At 65.2% G+C, this 16724-nt stretch carries 23 protein-coding genes; 5 read left to right on the forward strand and 18 right to left on the reverse strand.

Annotated features, from left to right (window positions below; genetic code table 11):
* Position 1 precedes the first annotated feature (1 nt).
* The gene (locus tag ACIPPQ_RS13715; RefSeq protein ID WP_446544620.1) at positions 2–346 is read left to right on the forward strand and encodes a hypothetical protein; all 345 of its coding nucleotides are present in this window, start codon (positions 2–4) and stop codon (positions 344–346) included.
* A 1-nt stretch (position 347) separates the two neighbouring features.
* On the opposite strand, the gene queE is transcribed toward ACIPPQ_RS13715, so the two are convergent.
* The 8 genes from queE to ACIPPQ_RS13755 all read right to left on the reverse strand — a co-directional run bounded on the left by queE (position 348) and on the right by ACIPPQ_RS13755 (position 7047).
* A complete protein-coding gene (gene queE, locus ACIPPQ_RS13720) occupies positions 348–980 on the reverse strand; it encodes a 7-carboxy-7-deazaguanine synthase (protein ID WP_446544621.1) in 633 nt (210 codons plus the stop codon).
* Between the two features lie 4 nt (positions 981–984).
* Positions 985–1683 carry a 7-cyano-7-deazaguanine synthase QueC gene (queC, locus tag ACIPPQ_RS13725; protein WP_327454207.1) on the reverse strand — a complete coding sequence of 233 codons (699 nt, stop codon included), beginning with the start codon at positions 1681–1683 and terminating at the stop codon, positions 985–987.
* A gap of 176 nt (positions 1684–1859) precedes the next feature.
* Positions 1860–2264 (reverse strand): hypothetical protein, encoded by a 405-nt coding sequence (locus ACIPPQ_RS13730; RefSeq protein WP_446544622.1) that lies wholly within the window; start codon positions 2262–2264, stop codon positions 1860–1862.
* Positions 2265–2392: 128 nt separating this feature from the next.
* Positions 2393–3307: an Hsp33 family molecular chaperone HslO gene (hslO, locus tag ACIPPQ_RS13735; protein WP_446544623.1), complete on the reverse strand. Its 915-nt coding sequence runs from the start codon at positions 3305–3307 to the stop codon at positions 2393–2395.
* A 7-nt stretch (positions 3308–3314) separates the two neighbouring features.
* A complete protein-coding gene (gene argF, locus ACIPPQ_RS13740; protein WP_446544719.1) occupies positions 3315–4241 on the reverse strand; it encodes an ornithine carbamoyltransferase in 927 nt (308 codons plus the stop codon).
* A complete protein-coding gene (locus ACIPPQ_RS13745; protein WP_446544624.1) occupies positions 4238–5425 on the reverse strand; it encodes an acetylornithine transaminase in 1188 nt (395 codons plus the stop codon). Before ACIPPQ_RS13745 ends, argF begins: the two co-directional genes overlap by 4 nt.
* Before the next feature lie 115 nt (positions 5426–5540).
* A complete protein-coding gene (locus ACIPPQ_RS13750; protein ID WP_446544625.1) occupies positions 5541–6527 on the reverse strand; it encodes an LLM class flavin-dependent oxidoreductase in 987 nt (328 codons plus the stop codon).
* Between the two features lie 67 nt (positions 6528–6594).
* Complete coding sequence (locus ACIPPQ_RS13755; RefSeq protein WP_446544626.1) at positions 6595–7047, reverse strand: Lrp/AsnC family transcriptional regulator; 453 nt, start codon at positions 7045–7047, stop codon at positions 6595–6597.
* Between the two features lie 72 nt (positions 7048–7119).
* Between ACIPPQ_RS13755 and ACIPPQ_RS13760 the strand changes: the two genes are divergently transcribed.
* Positions 7120–7710, forward strand: coding sequence for a LysE family translocator (locus tag ACIPPQ_RS13760; protein ID WP_446544627.1), 591 nt, complete (start codon positions 7120–7122; stop codon positions 7708–7710).
* 68 nt (positions 7711–7778) lie between these two features.
* Positions 7779–8795: an aldo/keto reductase gene (locus tag ACIPPQ_RS13765; RefSeq protein WP_446544628.1), complete on the forward strand. Its 1017-nt coding sequence runs from the start codon at positions 7779–7781 to the stop codon at positions 8793–8795.
* On the opposite strand, the gene ACIPPQ_RS13770 is transcribed toward ACIPPQ_RS13765, so the two are convergent.
* Positions 8780–9349: a hypothetical protein gene (locus tag ACIPPQ_RS13770; RefSeq protein WP_446544629.1), complete on the reverse strand. Its 570-nt coding sequence runs from the start codon at positions 9347–9349 to the stop codon at positions 8780–8782. The genes ACIPPQ_RS13765 and ACIPPQ_RS13770 overlap by 16 nt on opposite strands.
* A 47-nt stretch (positions 9350–9396) precedes the next feature.
* Here ACIPPQ_RS13770 and ACIPPQ_RS13775 point away from each other — a divergent pair, with 47 nt between their 5' ends.
* Positions 9397–9864: a DUF411 domain-containing protein gene (locus ACIPPQ_RS13775; RefSeq protein WP_446544630.1), complete on the forward strand. Its 468-nt coding sequence runs from the start codon at positions 9397–9399 to the stop codon at positions 9862–9864.
* 15 nt (positions 9865–9879) lie between these two features.
* The gene (locus ACIPPQ_RS13780) at positions 9880–10458 is read left to right on the forward strand and encodes a hypothetical protein (protein WP_446544631.1); all 579 of its coding nucleotides are present in this window, start codon (positions 9880–9882) and stop codon (positions 10456–10458) included.
* Between the two features lie 3 nt (positions 10459–10461).
* Here ACIPPQ_RS13780 and ACIPPQ_RS13785 read toward each other — a convergent pair whose 3' ends face one another.
* The 9 genes from ACIPPQ_RS13785 to ACIPPQ_RS13825 all read right to left on the reverse strand — a co-directional run bounded on the left by ACIPPQ_RS13785 (position 10462) and on the right by ACIPPQ_RS13825 (position 16720).
* Positions 10462–11334, reverse strand: a complete 873-nt coding sequence (locus tag ACIPPQ_RS13785) for a dienelactone hydrolase family protein (protein ID WP_446544632.1) — start codon at positions 11332–11334, stop codon at positions 10462–10464.
* 168 nt (positions 11335–11502) lie between these two features.
* Entirely contained in the window at positions 11503–12162 is a 660-nt protein-coding gene (locus ACIPPQ_RS13790) for an HAD family hydrolase (protein ID WP_446544633.1), read from the reverse strand.
* Entirely contained in the window at positions 12159–12773 is a 615-nt protein-coding gene (locus ACIPPQ_RS13795; protein ID WP_446544634.1) for an Nmad2 family putative nucleotide modification protein, read from the reverse strand. The genes ACIPPQ_RS13790 and ACIPPQ_RS13795 overlap by 4 nt, the downstream gene beginning before the upstream one ends.
* A gap of 4 nt (positions 12774–12777) precedes the next feature.
* The gene (glmS, locus tag ACIPPQ_RS13800; RefSeq protein ID WP_446544635.1) at positions 12778–14601 is read right to left on the reverse strand and encodes a glutamine--fructose-6-phosphate transaminase (isomerizing); all 1824 of its coding nucleotides are present in this window, start codon (positions 14599–14601) and stop codon (positions 12778–12780) included.
* A gap of 15 nt (positions 14602–14616) precedes the next feature.
* The gene (locus ACIPPQ_RS13805; protein WP_446544636.1) at positions 14617–14985 is read right to left on the reverse strand and encodes a PIN domain-containing protein; all 369 of its coding nucleotides are present in this window, start codon (positions 14983–14985) and stop codon (positions 14617–14619) included.
* A complete protein-coding gene (locus tag ACIPPQ_RS13810) occupies positions 14982–15206 on the reverse strand; it encodes a ribbon-helix-helix domain-containing protein (RefSeq protein WP_446544637.1) in 225 nt (74 codons plus the stop codon). Before ACIPPQ_RS13810 ends, ACIPPQ_RS13805 begins: the two co-directional genes overlap by 4 nt.
* A 41-nt stretch (positions 15207–15247) precedes the next feature.
* A complete protein-coding gene (locus ACIPPQ_RS13815; protein WP_446544638.1) occupies positions 15248–15856 on the reverse strand; it encodes a Pr6Pr family membrane protein in 609 nt (202 codons plus the stop codon).
* Positions 15857–15869: 13 nt separating this feature from the next.
* Entirely contained in the window at positions 15870–16184 is a 315-nt protein-coding gene (locus ACIPPQ_RS13820) for a hypothetical protein (RefSeq protein WP_446544639.1), read from the reverse strand.
* A complete protein-coding gene (locus ACIPPQ_RS13825; protein ID WP_446544640.1) occupies positions 16181–16720 on the reverse strand; it encodes a GNAT family N-acetyltransferase in 540 nt (179 codons plus the stop codon). The genes ACIPPQ_RS13820 and ACIPPQ_RS13825 overlap by 4 nt, the downstream gene beginning before the upstream one ends.
* Positions 16721–16724: the final 4 nt, after the last annotated feature.

Raw genomic sequence — 16724 nt, forward strand, 5'->3', positions numbered from 1 at the left:
CATGACCCGCACCCTTCTCGCATCGCTCTCCCTGCTCGCCCTCGCCGCCTGCGGCGGCGGCGACACCGCCGGTAAATCGACGACCAAGCTCGACGCGGTCGAGGTCCAGCCGGGGTCGGTGAGCGATTCGATGATCATCCTCGACGATGCCGCGAGCGACGGCACGGCGGTCGACAACAGCGTTCCCGACGACGGCACGAAGAAAGAAGCCGCCAAGCCCGACGAAACGAACGCCGCAGACGAGGCCGCGCCGGAAAGCGAAGGGGATAACAACCCCGAAGCGGTCGACATGCCGGTCGCAAAAAAGGCGATCACCGCCGATTCCGCCGCCAAGAAGGGCGAATAAGCTAGCGCAGCCCCAGATTCTTGTGCGTCTGGAGCGACAGGCGCCAGCGCGGATCGTCCATCACCAGATCGATGCACGCCTGCACATTGGCGGCGGCATGCGGATCGTCGAGCGGCTGGACGAGCAGATGCTTGAAATCGAGCGACGCGAGCCGCGCGACATCGCTGCCCGGCTGCGGCCAGACGAGTTTCAGTTCGTCGCCGCTCAACTGCACCAAATCGCTGCCCGCCTTCGGGCTGACGCAGATCCAGTCGATGCTGCGCGGGACCGGAAGGGTGCCGTTGCTTTCGATCGCGATCGTGAAACCGCGCGCGTGGAGCGCATCGATCAGCGCGTCGTCGACCTGCAACATCGGTTCGCCGCCGGTCAGCACGACATAGCGGTCGTCGCGCCCCTGCCCCCAGCTTTCGGCGATCACATCGGCTAGCGCATCGGCGTGGCGATATTTGCCGCCGAGGGTCCCGTCGGTGCCGACAAAATCGGTGTCGCAGAACTGGCAGATCGCCTTGGCGCGATCCTTTTCGCGCCCCGTCCACAGGTTACAACCGGCAAAGCGGCAGAAGACCGCACGCCGCCCCGCCTGTGCGCCCTCGCCCTGCAGGGTGAGGAAAATCTCTTTGACGGCGTAGGCCATCGGCTCAGGCGTAGCGCGTAGGGTCGGCGAGTCCCGCGTCGGCAAAGCCCTTCGACCGCAAGCGGCAGCTGTCACACGAGCCGCAATGCAACCCCTCGGGCGTCGGATCGTAGCACGACCAGCTCATCCCCGCGTCCATCCCCAGCCGCGCCGCCTCGGCGGCGATATCGGCCTTGGTCATATGCTGCAGCGGCGCGTGGATGTGGAAATCGACGCCCTTGTCGCCATCGCGCGTCGCCAGCGCCGCAAGCTTTTCGAAGCCCTGGATAAATTCGGGACGGCAGTCAGGATAGCCCGAATAGTCGAGCGCGTTGACCCCGATGACAATGTCCTGCGCCTGCCGTGCCTCGGCGAGGCCGAGCGTCAGCGACAGGAAGATCAGGTTGCGCGCGGGCACATAGGTGATCGGAACGTCGCCGCCGCCTTCAACCTCGGGTACGCCGTCCTTCGGCACATCGATATCGGCGGTCAGCGCCGAGCCGCCGAAGCGGCGCAGGTCGAGCGGCAGGACGATATGTTCGGCCGCGCCGACATAGTCGGCGATCCGCGCCGCCGATTCCAGCTCGACGCGGTGGCGCTGGTTATAATCGACCGTCAGCGCGACGATGCGCGCGCCTGCCTCGCGCGCGAGGCCCGCACAGACCATCGAGTCGAGCCCGCCCGACAGGAGGACGATCACCGTTTTTCCGGAAACTTGCTGCATCGGCGCCAGATAGGCCCGCGTTGCCGGGGGCGCAAGGGCCGCACCGCATCAAAGAAACGGGCCGCGAGGCGATCGCCGCACGGCCCAGTTCGGCATGACAGCCGTTAGGGAGAATGGGCACACAACGGTATGCCGCGCCTCCCCTCTAGCACCTGATGGTTAACATATCGTTCGCTTCAGCAGCCGCCGGTGCGCCGCGCTTCGATCGCCTGCGAGAAAGGTTTGCCCTCGGCTATGCCCTGCGTGTCGATCTGCACGAGGCGGTTCGTCTCGCTGCGGATGCTGGTGCGGCCATGGCCGGCGCCGGGACAGGTGTAATGGACGGTCACCGCATTCGGCGTGTCTTCAATGACATAGCGTGAACAGCTCGCACGCGGATGATAGACTTGGATCAACTTGCGCGCATCGCCGACGCAGATCGTCTGCAGCACGCCGTCCTTGCCGCGCTCGCGCAGCTGCCAGCTGCCCTTTTCGAGCCGGTCGAGCATCGCCAGCGACGGCGCCTGCGCCGGCACCGCGCTCGCGCCGGCTAGCGTGCAGGCCGCGAGCGACCATCGCAAGAAGGGAGAGAAGATCGCCATTTTCACCTTTTCCACTGGCCACCCGTGACCGGGCTGAACTGCGACCCCGTTCTCCCTTAGCTAGCAATGGGGAAGCCCGATTTCAACCGCTTGGCGCCAGATTACACCGCTTCGTCGGTGGCGAAAGGTCAGGTACCTGCCGAAATTTCGTCGAGCGGGATCGGGAAAATCCGCGAACAAAAGGCGCAATCGACGACGATATTGCCCGCATCGTCGGCCATGTCCGCGCGTTCGGCCGCGGGGAATTGTGCCAGAACACCGGCAAAATAACCCGTGCTGCAACGGCAGCCGCGCGATACTGCTAAGCCCGGCTCGACCCGCACTTCGTCCTCGTGGAACAGTCGCCACGCGAGCGTTTCGAGCGACGTCGCGGGATCGGTAAGTTCCTCGTCCTTGAGCGTCACGGCGATCGTGCGCGCATGGTCCCATTCGGGATTGTCATGGCGGACGTGGAGCCGGTCGCGACCGACCTCGCCCTCGGGCAGATGCTGGAGCAGCAGGCCGCCGGCGAGGCATCCCGCCTCGGCGTCATGGCGCGCCGCGAGCTTGATCAGGCTCGAAATCTGTTCCGACTGCTCGAAATAATGCTCGGCCGCCTCGCCGATCGAAGCGCCTTCAAGCGGAACAATGCCCTGGTAACGCTCGCCGGTCGTCGCCTGGTCGAAGGTGATCGCGAGAAAGCCTTCGCCGAACAGCGCGAACAAAGTCGGGTCGGATCCGACCTCGGCCAACCGTTCGGCGTCGAACTTCAGGTAGCCGCGCAGCTCGCCGCCGCGATAATCGCACACGAGCAGTTCGACCGGCCCACCGCCGGTCTGCGCCTGCAACGTCATCTGGCCGTTCTCGTCTTTCAGCGTCGAGCCGAGCAGCACCGTGAGCACGAGCGCTTCGGCGAGCAGCTTTTCGGCGACCGGCGGGTAATTGTGCGCGGCGATGATCGTCCGCAGCGTCGGTCCGAGCCGCACGAGGCGCCCGCGCACATGGCGTTCGGCGATGGTGAACAGCAGGGGCTGGTCGAACCAGGTTTCGATCGTTTCGCTCATACCGGACTCACAATTTCCCGAGCGCCCATAGCAGGATCGACTTCTGCGCGTGGACGCGGTTCTCCGCTTCATCCCAGACGCGCGACTGTGGCCCGTCGATCACCGCGTCGACGACTTCATCGCCGCGATGCGCCGGCAGGCAGTGGAGGAAGATCGCGTCGGACTTCGCAGCCGTCATCAGCCGCTCGTCGACCTGATAGGGCGCCATTGCCGCAATCTTGTTGTGCGCATGATCCTGCCCCATCGACACCCAGGTGTCGGTGACGACAAGGTCGGCGCCCGCGACGGCCTCGCGCGCATCGCGCACGACGTCGATGCGCGATCCCTTTGCGCGCGCGGCGTCGACGAAGGCCGGGTCGGGATCATAGCCCTGCGGAACCCCCGCGCGGACGTGGAAACCGAACAGCCCCGCCGCCTCGATCAGTGAGGAAAGGACATTGTTGCCGTCGCCGAGCCACGCAAGTTCGAGCCCCGGCAACGCCTTCCCGCTTTCGACGATCGTCAACAGGTCGGCGACAATCTGGCACGGATGCGACAGGTCGGTCAGCCCGTTGATCACCGGGACACTTGCAAATTCGGCGAGTTCCTCGACCTTCGCATGGTCGTCGGTGCGGATCATGATCGCATCGGCATAGCGCGACAGCACGCGCGACGTATCGGCGATCGTCTCGCCGCGCCCGAGCTGTGTCACGCCCGCGTCCATGATCATCGCGGTACCGCCGAGTTGGCGGATCGCGATGTCGAACGAGGCGCGGGTGCGCGTCGAATTCTTCTCGAACACCATCGCGAGCACATGGCCCGCCAGCGGCGCATCGTCATCGACCTTGCCCTTCGGCCAGCCGGTGCGCGCCGCCTTGCGATCGATCGCATCGGCGAGCATCGCGGCGACCGCATCCCCGCCCGCGTCGGACAGGTTCAGGAAGTGCGGCATCAGGCTTCAGGCGGCGTGTAGCTCGCCGCGCCCGCTGACAGTTTCTCGATGAATTCGGCGATGTGGCTGTCGTCGATGTTGAGCGGCGGCAGCACGCGGACGACATTCTCGCCCGCCGCAACGGTCAGCAGCCCGTGGTTGTCGCGCAGGTGCGCGACGAACGCGCGGCTGTCCGAATTGAGCTTGAGCCCGAGCATCAGGCCAACGCCGCGGACGCTGTCGAACAGCTGGTCGTGGTTGGGGATGAGCTGTTCGAGCGCGCCACGCAGCCGTTCGCCGGTCGCCTTCACCTGGTCGAGGAAGCCCTCTTCGAGCACGACGTCGAGCACCGCCTGCCCGGCCGCACACGCGAGCGGGTTACCGCCATAGGTCGAACCATGCGTACCAATGACCATGCCGCGCGCCGCCTTTTCGGTCGCGAGGCACGCGCCCATCGGGAAGCCGCCACCGATACCCTTGGCGCTCGCCATGATGTCGGGGGTGACGCCATAATGTTCATAGGCGTAAAGATGGCCGGTGCGCGCGACGCCGCACTGGACTTCGTCGAACACGAGCATCAGGTCGCGCTTGTCACAAATGTCGCGCAGCGCCTGCAGGAAGGGCTGCGACGCGGGGCGGATGCCGCCCTCACCCTGGATCGGCTCGACGAGGAAGCCTGCCGTATTGTCGTCGACCAGATCGAGCGCGGCGTTGATATCGTCGAACGGCGCATAGGCGAAGCCCGGCAGCAACGGGTCGAAGCCCTTGCGCAGCTTCTCCTGATTGGTCGCCGAGATCGTGCCGAGCGTGCGGCCGTGGAAGGCGTTGTTGAAGGTGATCAGCGTGTGCTTTTCGGGATTGCCCGCGCTCGAATGATAGGCGCGCGCGGTCTTGATCGCGCATTCGACCGCCTCGGCGCCCGAATTGGTCAGGAAGACCGTGTCGGCAAACGTGTTGTCGACAAGACGCGCGGCATAGGCCTCACCCTGCGGGCTGCCATAGAGGTTCGACACATGCATCAGCGTCGCGGCCTGCTCCTGGATCGCCTTCGTCAGGTGCGGATGGCCGTGGCCGAGCAGGTTCACCGCAATGCCGCTCGCGAAGTCCAGGTAGCGCTCGCCTCGCTCGCCGATCAGATAGGCGCCCTCGCCGCGAACCGGACGCACACCGCACCGGGGGTATACGGGCATCAGCGGCGTGATCGTCATGGCAAGCACCTTTCAGTCAAAAGTAAAAAGGCGACCCTCCTTGCGGGCCGCCCTTGGTCGGGCCGCTCCTATACTGCCGCAGTCCGAGGCGCGTCAACACAGCGCCGCAGCGCGGCTACAGCGTTTTCGCCGCCTCCATCGTCAACGCGAGCGAATGTTTACGCGCATCATGGTCGTACATCGACGACGCGACGATCACCTCGTCGACGCCGGTGCGCGCGACGAAGGCTTTCAGCCCCGCGGCGATATCGTCGGCGGTGCCGACCGCCGAGCATTGCAGCACATGGTCGAGGATCGCGCGCGCGTTCGGCGGCAGGCTATCCTTGTAGCCCGCAAGCGGGGGCTGCATCCGGCCCGGGTTGCCCGTGCGCAGCGCCACAAACGCCTGCTGCTGCGAAGAGGCGAGAAGCTCGGCCTCCTCGCGGCTGTCGGCAGCAAAAGCATTGAACGCCGCGGCCGCATAAGGCTCGGCGAGCTGCGCCGACGGCTTGAACTGGCGGCGATAGATGTCGAGCGCCTCGTCGAGCGCGTCGGGCGCGAAATGGCTGGCGAAGGCATAAGGCAGCCCCAGCATCGCCGCGAGCTGCGCGCCAAAGGTGCTTGAGCCCAATATCCACAGCGGGATATGCGTGCCCGCGCCGGGAACCGCGGTGATGCCGAGTTGCTCGTCGCCGGCGAGGAAGGCCTGCAATTCCAGCACATCCTGCGGGAACTGGCGCTCGTCACTCGCGAGCGTACGGCGCAAGGCGCGTGCGACGCGCTGGTCCGACCCGGGGGCGCGGCCCAAGCCGAGGTCGACACGGCCGGGGAACAAAGCTTCGAGCGTTCCGAACTGCTCGGCGATCACCATCGGCGCATGGTTGGGCAGCATGATACCCGCCGATCCGATGCGGATGCTCTGGGTCGCGTGCCCAATATGCGCGAGGACGACCGACGTCGCGGCGCTGGCGATCCCCGCCATGCCGTGGTGCTCGGCGACCCAGTAGCGGGCATAGCCGAGCGCTTCGGCGTGACGGGCCAGATCGGCTGCGTTGGCGAGCGACTGCGTGATCGTGCCGGTATCGGTGACGGGCACGAGGTCAAGGAAAGAGAGTTTCGTCATGCAACCGATATGCGGTCGGCGGGCCCGCGGTTCAAGCGCACCGCTTCGCCGGACGGGCGAAGAAAAACTATGCCCGTTCGTCTTTCGGCGAATCCATCAGCACATAGGTCGTGATCGAATGGACCTGCGGCAGCACGCCGAGCACCTCGGTATGGAAATGCTTGTAGGCGGCGAGGTCTTCGGTCTCGACGCGCAGCAGATACTCGATCGTGCCAGTGATATTGTGGCATTCGCGCACCTCGGGTGCGCCCGCCATCGCAGCTTCGAAATCGACCTGCGATTTCTTCGTGTGCGACGACAGGCCAACGGTCACATAGGCAAGGAAGGTCAACCCAAGCTTCGCGGGGTCGATCACCGCGCGATAGCCTTTGATCACCCCACTGCGCTCAAGCTCCTGCACGCGGCGCAGACAAGCAGAGGGCGACAGTCCGACGCGCTCGGCGAGCTCAAGGTTCGAGATTCGCCCGTCCGTCGAAAGTTCGTGCAATATTTTGCGACCAATAGCGTCAATTTTGATCATAGATTGCATAATCTATCCGATTTCAGGCCATCTTTGCAATCCATCGGGGAAGAAACGAATTATGTTGCGCGCATGAACCAGACCACCCTTTTCGCGCTCTCCGCCTTCGCGCTCGTCTCGTCGATCACCCCAGGGCCGAACAATATGATGCTGATGGCATCGGGCGCCAATTTCGGGCTGCGCCGGACGGTGCCGCACGCGTTGGGGGTGGGTATCGGTTTCACGCTGATGATCGTCCTCGTCGGCGTCGGGTTGATGGGCTTGTTCGATCTTTTCCCGGTTCTGAATACCGTTCTCAAGGTAGTGAGCGTCGTCTATCTGCTCTGGCTCGCGTGGAAGATCGCCAACGCCGCCGCACCCGACACCGAGACCGGCGCGCGCGGCAAGCCGATGACCTTCTTTCAGGCGGTGCTGTTCCAGTGGGTCAATCCCAAGGCCTGGTCGATGGCGCTGACCGCGATCGCGCTCTACGCGCCCGACCGCAATCTGGGCGCGGTACTGCTCGTCGCCGTTGTGTTCGGCATCATCAACCTACCCTCGACCAGCCTGTGGGCGGTGATGGGACAGGTACTGCGCGGGTGGCTGTCGAGCCCGGCGCGGCTGAAGGCGTTCAACTGGACGATGGCAGCACTGCTCGTCGGTTCGCTCGCGCTTCTCATCTGATCCGATTGCAAGGTTGCGGTTCGCAACCTATGCACGGCGCTCCCCTCTTCTGACCGGAGACCAGAGCCATGCAAAGCCGCCGCCTCGGACGAAGCGCTATCCATGTGTCCGACATCTGCATGGGCACGATGACATTCGGCAGCCAGGCCGACGAGGTGACGGCGTTCCGCGTTCTCGACCGCTGTTTCGACGCGGGGATCAATTTCTACGACACCGCGGAGGGCTATCCGGTGCCGCCCGATGTCAAATGGGTCGGGCGCACCGAGGAGATCGTCGGGCGCTGGCTAAAGACCAAGCCGCGCGACGCGATCATCCTCGCAACCAAAGTGTCGGGACCGAGCCACGTCTGGTTCAAGTCGCCGTGCCGGAATGGCATGACCGCGCTCGACCGCAAGAATATCATGCAGGCCGTCGACGATAGCCTGACGCGGCTCCAGACCGACTATGTCGACCTCTACCAGACGCACTGGCCCGATCATGACGCGCCCTATGACGAGATGATGGACGCGCTCGACGAGCTTGTCCGCGCCGGCAAGGTACGCATCCTCGGCTGCTCGAACGAAACGAGCTGGGGGCTGATGAAGTCGATCGCGGCGTCGGAACGGCTCGGCAGCGCGCGCTATCACACGATCCAGAATAATTTCAGCCTCAACAACCGCCGCTTCGAGGACGAGCTGGCGCAGGTGTGCCGGCAGGAAGGCGTGAGCCTGATCCCCTATTCGCCGCTCGCCGGCGGGGTGCTTTCGGGCAAATATCAGGGCGGCGCGACTCCCGAGGGTGCACGCTTCTCACGCTACCTGAAGATGGAGGGCCGGCAGGCCGCGATGGGGCGGCGCTTCGTCAACGACAAGAGCCTTGCCGCGACCGAGCGCTACCTCGCGATCGCCGAAGAGGCCGGGCTGCACCCGGTGACGATGGCGACTGCCTGGTCGAAACAGCACGACTTCGTCGCCTCGACGATCGTCGGCGTCAGTGCTTATGATCAGGTCGATCCGATCCTCGACGCGATGGAACTGGTGCTGAGCGACGATGTGATGAAGGCGCTCAACAAGGTCAGCAAGGACATCCTCTACCCGATGGGCTGAGTGGACGGCCACTCGAAGGTCAACGCATCGCCGACAGGCAGCGCACGCCACGCTTTCGACAGCCGCTCGAAATCCTCGAACACGCGCGGCCGCGCCGCATCGATCCGCGCGCGTTCGTCGGCACTGAGCGAGGCGCGGGTCCGTTCGGTCTCGCCGATCACCGCGCGCTGCGCCGCGCTGTCGGGGCGCTGGCCGCTCCGCCACGCGATATCGAACAGGAAGGCGGCGATTTCGGACAATTCGCCTTCGCGGCCCTGATTCTTGATCAGCTTCGCGCCCTTGGCGACCTGCTTGCGCGCCGCGCGCTGGCGCTCCTTCGCCGACAGGGCACCGCCCGCTTCGACATGGAAGGAACCCGCGTCGCCGCCCGCAGCGATCTGACCGAACACGCCGGTGTTGAGTTTCAGCGCCGCCTCGACGACGAAATGCACCATGTCGTGCGGCAAATCGGGATCGAAACCCGGCGCCGGATCCATCACCAGCACCGGCGCACCCGTACGCTCGATCCGCATGCCATAGCGGCGCTCGCCCGACCGGATGAAATGGACTTTCATAAGGTCCGCCTGTAGCTTCAGATTCCGTTCTGCCAAAAGGATTTGCGATGACTCCTGCCCGCCGCGCGTTTTTCGCCCTCGCCGCTTTCTCTGCCATCGTCGGCACCGCGCATGCGGCAAACCCGGTGATGTTCCGCGACGCCGGCTGCGGTTGCTGCCTCAAATGGCTCGAACAGGTGAAGGCCTCGTTCGGGCAGAAAGCGGTCGTGGTCAATTCGCCCGACATGAACGCGGTCAAGGACAAGCAGGGTGTGCCAGAGGCGCTGCGCAGCTGCCACACGGTGCTCGTCGGCGGCTATGTGATCGAAGGGCATGTCCCCGCCAAAGAGATCGCCCGCCTGCTTCGCGAAAAGCCGAAGGGCGTGAAGGGACTCGCGGTCGGCGGCATGCCGATGGGATCGCCCGGCATGGAGCATGGCGACCACCGCGAGGCGTATAAGGTCATGACCTTCGGCCCCGCCGGCCAGCGCGTTTATGCCAGCTACGCCGCGAGCGGCGGCGCGCACGCGCACTGAGCACGCGGCGGCCCGATGCTTTTTCGCGCCGCCCTTCTCGACCGGATCAAGGCGGGCGAGGTCACGCTTGCCTTCCGGCGCTGGCGGCGGCCGACGGTGAAGGCCGGCGGGCGATTGCGCACCGCGATCGGCGAACTCACGATCGATACCTTGGACACCTGCACTGCGGACGTCATTTCGGAAGCCGACGCGCGCGCGGCGGGCTTTGCCACGCGCGCCGGGTTGCTCGCCGAACTCGACGCGCGGCAGGAGGGCGATATCTATCGCATCGCCTTCCGCTTCAACCGCGGCGATCCGCGCATCGCCCTGCGCGAAAGCGCGGACCTCTCGGCTGGAGACATAGCAGCGCTCACGCAGCGGCTCGACCGCTTCGACCGCGGTTCCGGCGGGGCATGGACACGCCCCGTGCTGCACCATATCGCGCTCCACGAGGGGCAACCCGCGGCGGATATCGCCAGCGCTTTCGGCGTCGAAAAAGCCGCGCTCAAACAGAATATCCGCAAGCTCAAGGAGCTCGGCTTGACCGAAAGCCTCGAGACGGGATACCGCCTGTCGCCGCGCGGCAAGGCGTTGCTGGGCGCCCTGCCCGGCTAGCGATCAGGCAAGTTCGGCCTTGAACAGCGCGAGCATCCGCGCCCACGCCTTTTCGGCCGCAGCTTCATTGTAGGCGCGGCCGTCGGGCGGGCACCAGCCGTGCATCGCGCCTTCATAGACCTCGACCTCGTGCCATTGTTTGCGCGGCTCGAGGACCGCTTTCAGCAAGACCTTCTCGTTCGGCGTTTCCTTGTCGTCATTGTCCGCGATCGCGAAGAGATAACCCGCGTTGGTTCCCGGGATCAGCAGGTGTGGGCTGTCGGGCTTGTCGGTGCCAACGCCGCCGCCATGGAAGCTCGCCGCCGCGCCAACGCGGTCGGGTTTCAGCGCCGCGGTGTAGATCGTCATCGCGCCGCCCATGCAATATCCCGTCGTGCCGATCCGGCGCTTGCGATCGACTTCCTTCTGCGCGTCGAGGAAGGCGAGATGCGCCTTGGCGTCGGTCTCGACGATCGGGCGCGTGAGCTGCTTCAGATAGCCGAACAGCTTTTGGCGAACCGCCTCATTGCTCCAATCGTTCGCGGCGTCGACGACGGGCGACTTTTGCCAACGGTAGAAGGGATTGACCGTAAGGACGGCATAGCCCTCGCCCGCCAGCCGGTCGGCCATCTGGCGGAACGCGGGCCGGAGTCCGCGAATATCGGGCCACACCAGCACCGCGGGATGCTTGCCGGTCGCGGGCGCGACGAAATAAGCGTCGCATGTCCCGTCGGCGGTCTTGATCGTGACGTCGCGGCCCTTCACCGGCTTGCCGGCCAGGGCGCGCGCCGGAAGCGCAGCCATCAGCGCGCCCGTCCCGGCAAGCGCCGCAAAGCTGCGCCGCGCGACGGGCATTCCGGCGCGGTCGAGATCGGCTTCGGTGTTGTCGGTGCACATCGTTTCTCTCCTTGGGGCCGGCTCCGGAAAGTCGCAGAAAACTGGGCAACTTTACTCGCAATTTCATGTTTCGTCCGGTGATCGGGATCGAACCGAGCGCGAAGCTAATCCAGCATGACATGATAGGACAGCGGTTTTTCGCGCGGGTCCAACCACCCCTTCGGCGGGTCAGGCGAAAGCCGTGACTTCGTCGAACGTCATCGCGACATGGTGAACCCCCGCGCGGCGCAACATCTCGCCATGCGTGGCGCGGTCGACGATATGCCCCGCGCCGCAAAAGCCGATGACGGTCATCCCCGCCGCGATCGCGGCACGCGCCCCGATCGGCGAATCCTCGATCGCGAGGCAGTTCGCCGGATCGACGCCCAGCCCCTTCGCCGCGGCGAGATAGATGTCGGGAAAGGGCTTGCCGCGGTCCCAGCCGTCGGCGCTGTAGACATGCGCGCCGAAATGATGCCCCAGACCGAAGCGGCCGAGCGACATCGCAATATAGTCGGGACTGCTCGAAGAAGCGATCGCGCGCGGCCGCGCATCGAGGGTGTCGAGGAAGGCCGGCGCGCCCGGTACCGGCGCGAAGCCCTCGGCGAAGCGCTCGCGCGCCCGCGCGCGGTGCTGCTCGCGAAAATCGGAGGGCAAGGGCTGCCCGAAGCGCGCGACGATACGCCGCTCGGTCTCCTGCCAATTATGTCCGCAATAATCGCGCAGGCAGTCCTCGTAAGTCGTCGGCAGCCCGATCGCGGTCAGGCTCTCGGCAAGCGTCCGGTTCGCGCGCACCTCGCTGTCGGCGATCACGCCATCGAAGTCGAAGATGATGGCTGCGGGGATCAAGGCCTCGAACTCAACATCCGCCCGATCGACGTCTCTTGGCCCTGGGGGGGTGTGGTCGAGCACGGAGTTCCACAACCAGCGCCGTCACGCGGGTCACCATGGACTCCCGCCACCACCTGCCCATGCAACCACGCTTCAATCTGTGCGATGTCGTCAGGCAAACGCAAATTCACGCGGTGCCCCTGCCCAGATGCGGCGAGGACTCCGAACATCGACGGAAGCTCTATCGGCCGATCCCCAAAATACCACGACGCGTTCGGGTCAAAGATCAGTACTTTCGCGGACATGTCCTTGCGCTGCTCGGCGATGCCGGGGTGATAGTCGGGATCGACCCGCTCGACATGCCCATCGTCCGACAATCGGTATTGGGCGTCCTTCCGACCGCGAAAGCGCCGTTCATAGTCGGTCGGCGACACGGTTTCGGCAACGCGCCCGACCCAGGTCACCAAACCTTCCCCAAGCCCCTTTGGCATATAGCCCGCAACCCAATCGCCCACCTTTGCGCTACTGCGTATCTGGGGTTTGCAAGTCGCGAGCGTTATCAGGCCGTGATCGACGCACGGTGCATGGCCATCGTCGCTGACATGGATATATCGGTAGAATCGTGCCAAACGGCTATTCCACCGTCACCGACTTCGCGAGGTTGCGCGGCTGGTCGACGTCGGTGCCTTTCGCCACGGCGACATGGTACGCCAAGAGCTGCACCGGCACGGCGTAGACCAGCGGCGCGATCAGCGGGTGGACCTTGGGCATTTCGATCGTCGCCATGCAGCCGTCGCCGGCTTCGGCGAGGCCTTCGGCGTCCGAAATCAGCACGACCTTGCCGCCGCGCGCCATCACTTCCTGCATGTTGCTCACGGTCTTTTCGAACAGCGGGCCCGACGGGGCGAGGACGATCACCGGCACCGCTTCGTCGATCAGCGCGATGGGTCCGTGCTTCATTTCGCCCGAGGCATAGCCTTCGGCGTGGATGTACGAGATTTCCTTGAGCTTGAGCGCCCCTTCGAGCGCGAGCGGGTAATCGGGGCCGCGGCCGAGATAGAGCACGTCGCGCGCCGGGGCGACGAGGTGCGCCATCTTCGAAATTTCCTCGTCGTGCGCGAGCGCGGCGTTGAGCGCGGCGGGCGCTTCGATCAGATGCTTGACGATCTCGCGCTCGTCAGCGGCGCTGAGCTTGCCCTTCTTGAGCGCGAGGTGCGCGGCGAGCGCGGCGAGCACCGCGAGCTGGCAGGTGAACGCCTTGGTCGACGCGACGCCGATTTCGGGGCCCGCGTGCGTCGGGAGAAGCAGGTCGGCTTCGCGCGCCATGCTGCTCGTCGGCACATTGACGACGACCGCGATCGTCTGTCCGTTCGCCTTGCAATGGCGGAGCGCCGCGAGCGTGTCGGCGGTCTCGCCCGACTGCGAAATGAAGAGCGCGAGGCCCCCGGGCTGGAGCACCGGGTCGCGGTAGCGAAATTCGGACGCGACATCGATGTCGACCGGGACACGCGCGAAGGTCTCGAACCAATATTTGGCGACCATGCCCGCGTAGAAGCTGGTGCCGCATGCGACGATGGTGATGCGCTCGACCTTCGACAGGTCGAAATCCATTTGCGGCAGCGCAACGGTCTGTTCGAGCGGGCGGATGTAGGAGGAGAGCGTCTGCGCGACCACCGTCGGCTGCTCGAAAATCTCCTTCTGCATGAAGTGGCGGTAATTGCCCTTCTCGACCGCCGCGGCGGTGACGCCGCTGGTCGTGATCTCGCGTGTTACCGGATTATTGTCGGCGTCGAAGATCTGCGCGCCTTCGCGCGTGATGACGACCCAGTCGCCTTCGTCGAGATAGGCGATCTTTTGCGTCAGCGGCGCAAGCGCGAGCGCATCCGAGCCGAGGTAGGTTTCGCCCTCGCCATAGCCCACCACGAGCGGCGAGCCGAGGCGTGCGCCGATGAGCAGGTCCGGATGCTGGCGGAAGGCGATCGCGAGCGCAAAGGCGCCGCGAAGCTGGGGCAATACCGCCTTCACCGCATCCTGCGGCGAGAGCCCCGCCTCGACCTGTTCGGAGACGAGATGCGCGACGACTTCGGTATCAGTCTCGCTTTCGAAGGTCCGGCCGCGCGCTTGCAACGCCTCGCGCAGCGGCTTGAAATTCTCGATGATCCCGTTGTGGACGAGCGCGACTTCGCCCGTGGCATGCGGGTGCGCGTTGCTTGTCGTCGGCGCGCCGTGCGTCGCCCAGCGCGTGTGCGCGATGCCGACAAGACCCGGCGCGGGATTGCCCGCCAGCTCCTTGACGAGATTGCCGAGCTTGCCCTCGGCGCGGCGGCGGATCAGCTGTCCGCCCTCGACCGTGCACACGCCCGCCGAATCATAGCCGCGATATTCCATGCGTTTGAGGCCATCGACCAGCCGGTCCGCCACCTGGTCCTTGCCGATGATTCCGATAATTCCGCACATGGGGTCTGGCTTTCGTTAGAGCGTGTAGGGAACGCGAATACCCGGCATTGCGGCCCGGAACACCTTGATATTGCGAGTCACGAGGATGCGGCCGCTGATCTGCGCGGTCGCCAGTACGAAAGCGTCGGCCAAGGTCAAGCCCTTGCGCTCGGCGCGCAGCGCCGCGGCACGGCGCGCGACCGCATCGCCGACTTCCTCGACCTGAAAACAGCCGAGAAACGCCTCGACCGCTTTCACCGATGCGGAGTCGGCCGCCGACATCACCTCGGTCCAGCTGATCCGGCTGACGCTCTTGCGCCCGGCACGGCGGATTTCGGCGCGCGCGGCCTCGACGCCGTTCAGCGCGTCGATCAAAATATCGCTGTCGAACTGCGCGTCGATCATTCGCGCTTGCCCCTGAGGCGCCGCTGATATTTCAGCCCGTCGCCGATATCGTCGCGCCCCTTCCAGATGCCGAACGCATTGTCGATCGCGTCACCCGACACATCGGCGCGATAGGCCGCGACCGCGCGGCGAACGAGTTCGGCGCGTGACAGCCCCTGCCCGGCGGCGAGCGCGTCGAGCCACTGGATATCATCGTCGGGAATGTCGGCGAGGAAGCGCATGAAACCATGATATCATATCGTGATATCAATACAAGCCACTGTTAGCGCATCCGGGCAAGAAACTTGTCGAGGGCGATCACGAGCCAGGCAGCCGCCATGATGCCCCCCAATATCGCCGCGACGCTGACGAGGAACTGTGCCCAGCCCTGCTCCGCGGGGTTGAGGAAATAATAAGCGTACCAGCCTTCAACCGCTCCGCGCGCGAGCGCATAGGCGAGGTAGGCGGCGGGAAAGACCAGCGCCCGCGGCGCGTCGCGCCAGCCAAGCGCCCCGTGCCGCCCAGAGAGCCAGGCAAGCAGATACAGAAGCGGCGTCGCATCGTGAAGTGCGTGGTCGGCGACCGCTTGCCAGCCTTGCGGATTCCAGATGTGACGCAGCGCGAGCGAATAGACGATACCGACCAACAGGATCGCGATCAGCGCCGCGAAACGCACCCGCGTCGAAGCGAGCGCCTGACGCGGTGCCAGCACCGCAGCCGTTGCGACGATCGCGACGAACAAATTGGTGAGGACGGTAAAAAAGCCGAGGAAACGCCAGATCGCCGCGGCCACCGACTGCCCGGCTTCGGGCGCGGCGGCAAGCGACAAGGCGAGTTGCAGCCCGAGCGCACCCCACGCGGCCAGCGCCGTAATGATATGAAGGGTGCGCACGCCCCTCCCCATTTTAACTGCGGCCGAAATTGCGGTCGACGAAGATCATCGCGAACTGCGCCGGATCGGGCGCCGCACCATTGCCCTCGGCGAACCTTGCCTTGCCATCGGTCCATATCTTGCGGATCTGCGCAGGCAGGTCGGGCCCGAATTTCATCTGCTGTTCGACGATCCGCTCCCATGTGCCGGTGACACCGAAGCTTTGCTGGAGCTGCGGCGCCATCGCCTTGCAATAAGTTTCGGTTGCCTCGTCGAGATGCCCGATCGCCTTCAATACCCAGGCATCGACAAAGCGCAGGAAGGGCTTGTCGGTATAGCGGTCGCTCATCTCGTCTTCTCCAATGTCCATTCGTCGCGCAGCAGGCCATAGATCAGCGAGTCCCGCACCCCGATATGCGTTTCCCATTCGCCGCGCAGATGGCCTTCGCGCTGGAAGCCCAGGCGTTCGAGCAGTCCGATCGAACCGGCATTTTCGGGGTCGGTGTCGGCGAAGATTCGGCGCAATTTCAGGTCATCGAAGCCATGATCGATCACCCGCGCGACCGCCTCGCGCGCGATGCCCCTGCCCCAATGGTCGCGGTGCAGGATATAGCCGATCTCTTTTACGTCGGGCTTGCCGTCGATCAGGATGACCCACCCGAGCGCCGCATCGTCACCCGCCGTGATCGCCCAGCACAGGAAGCCCTGCCCCTCGCTGGCATTGCCTTTGACATAGTCTACCGTCTCGGAGAGCGATTCATGCGGCCCGCTCGACCACCAGGTCATCACCTCGGGGTCCGACAGCACGGGAAACAGCGCCGCGGCATCGTCCTCGCGCAGCTGGCGCAGCACGAGGCGCGCGGTCGTCAACGTTGGTGCGGGCATGGTG

The organism is Sphingopyxis sp. LARHCG72, from assembly GCF_052871675.1.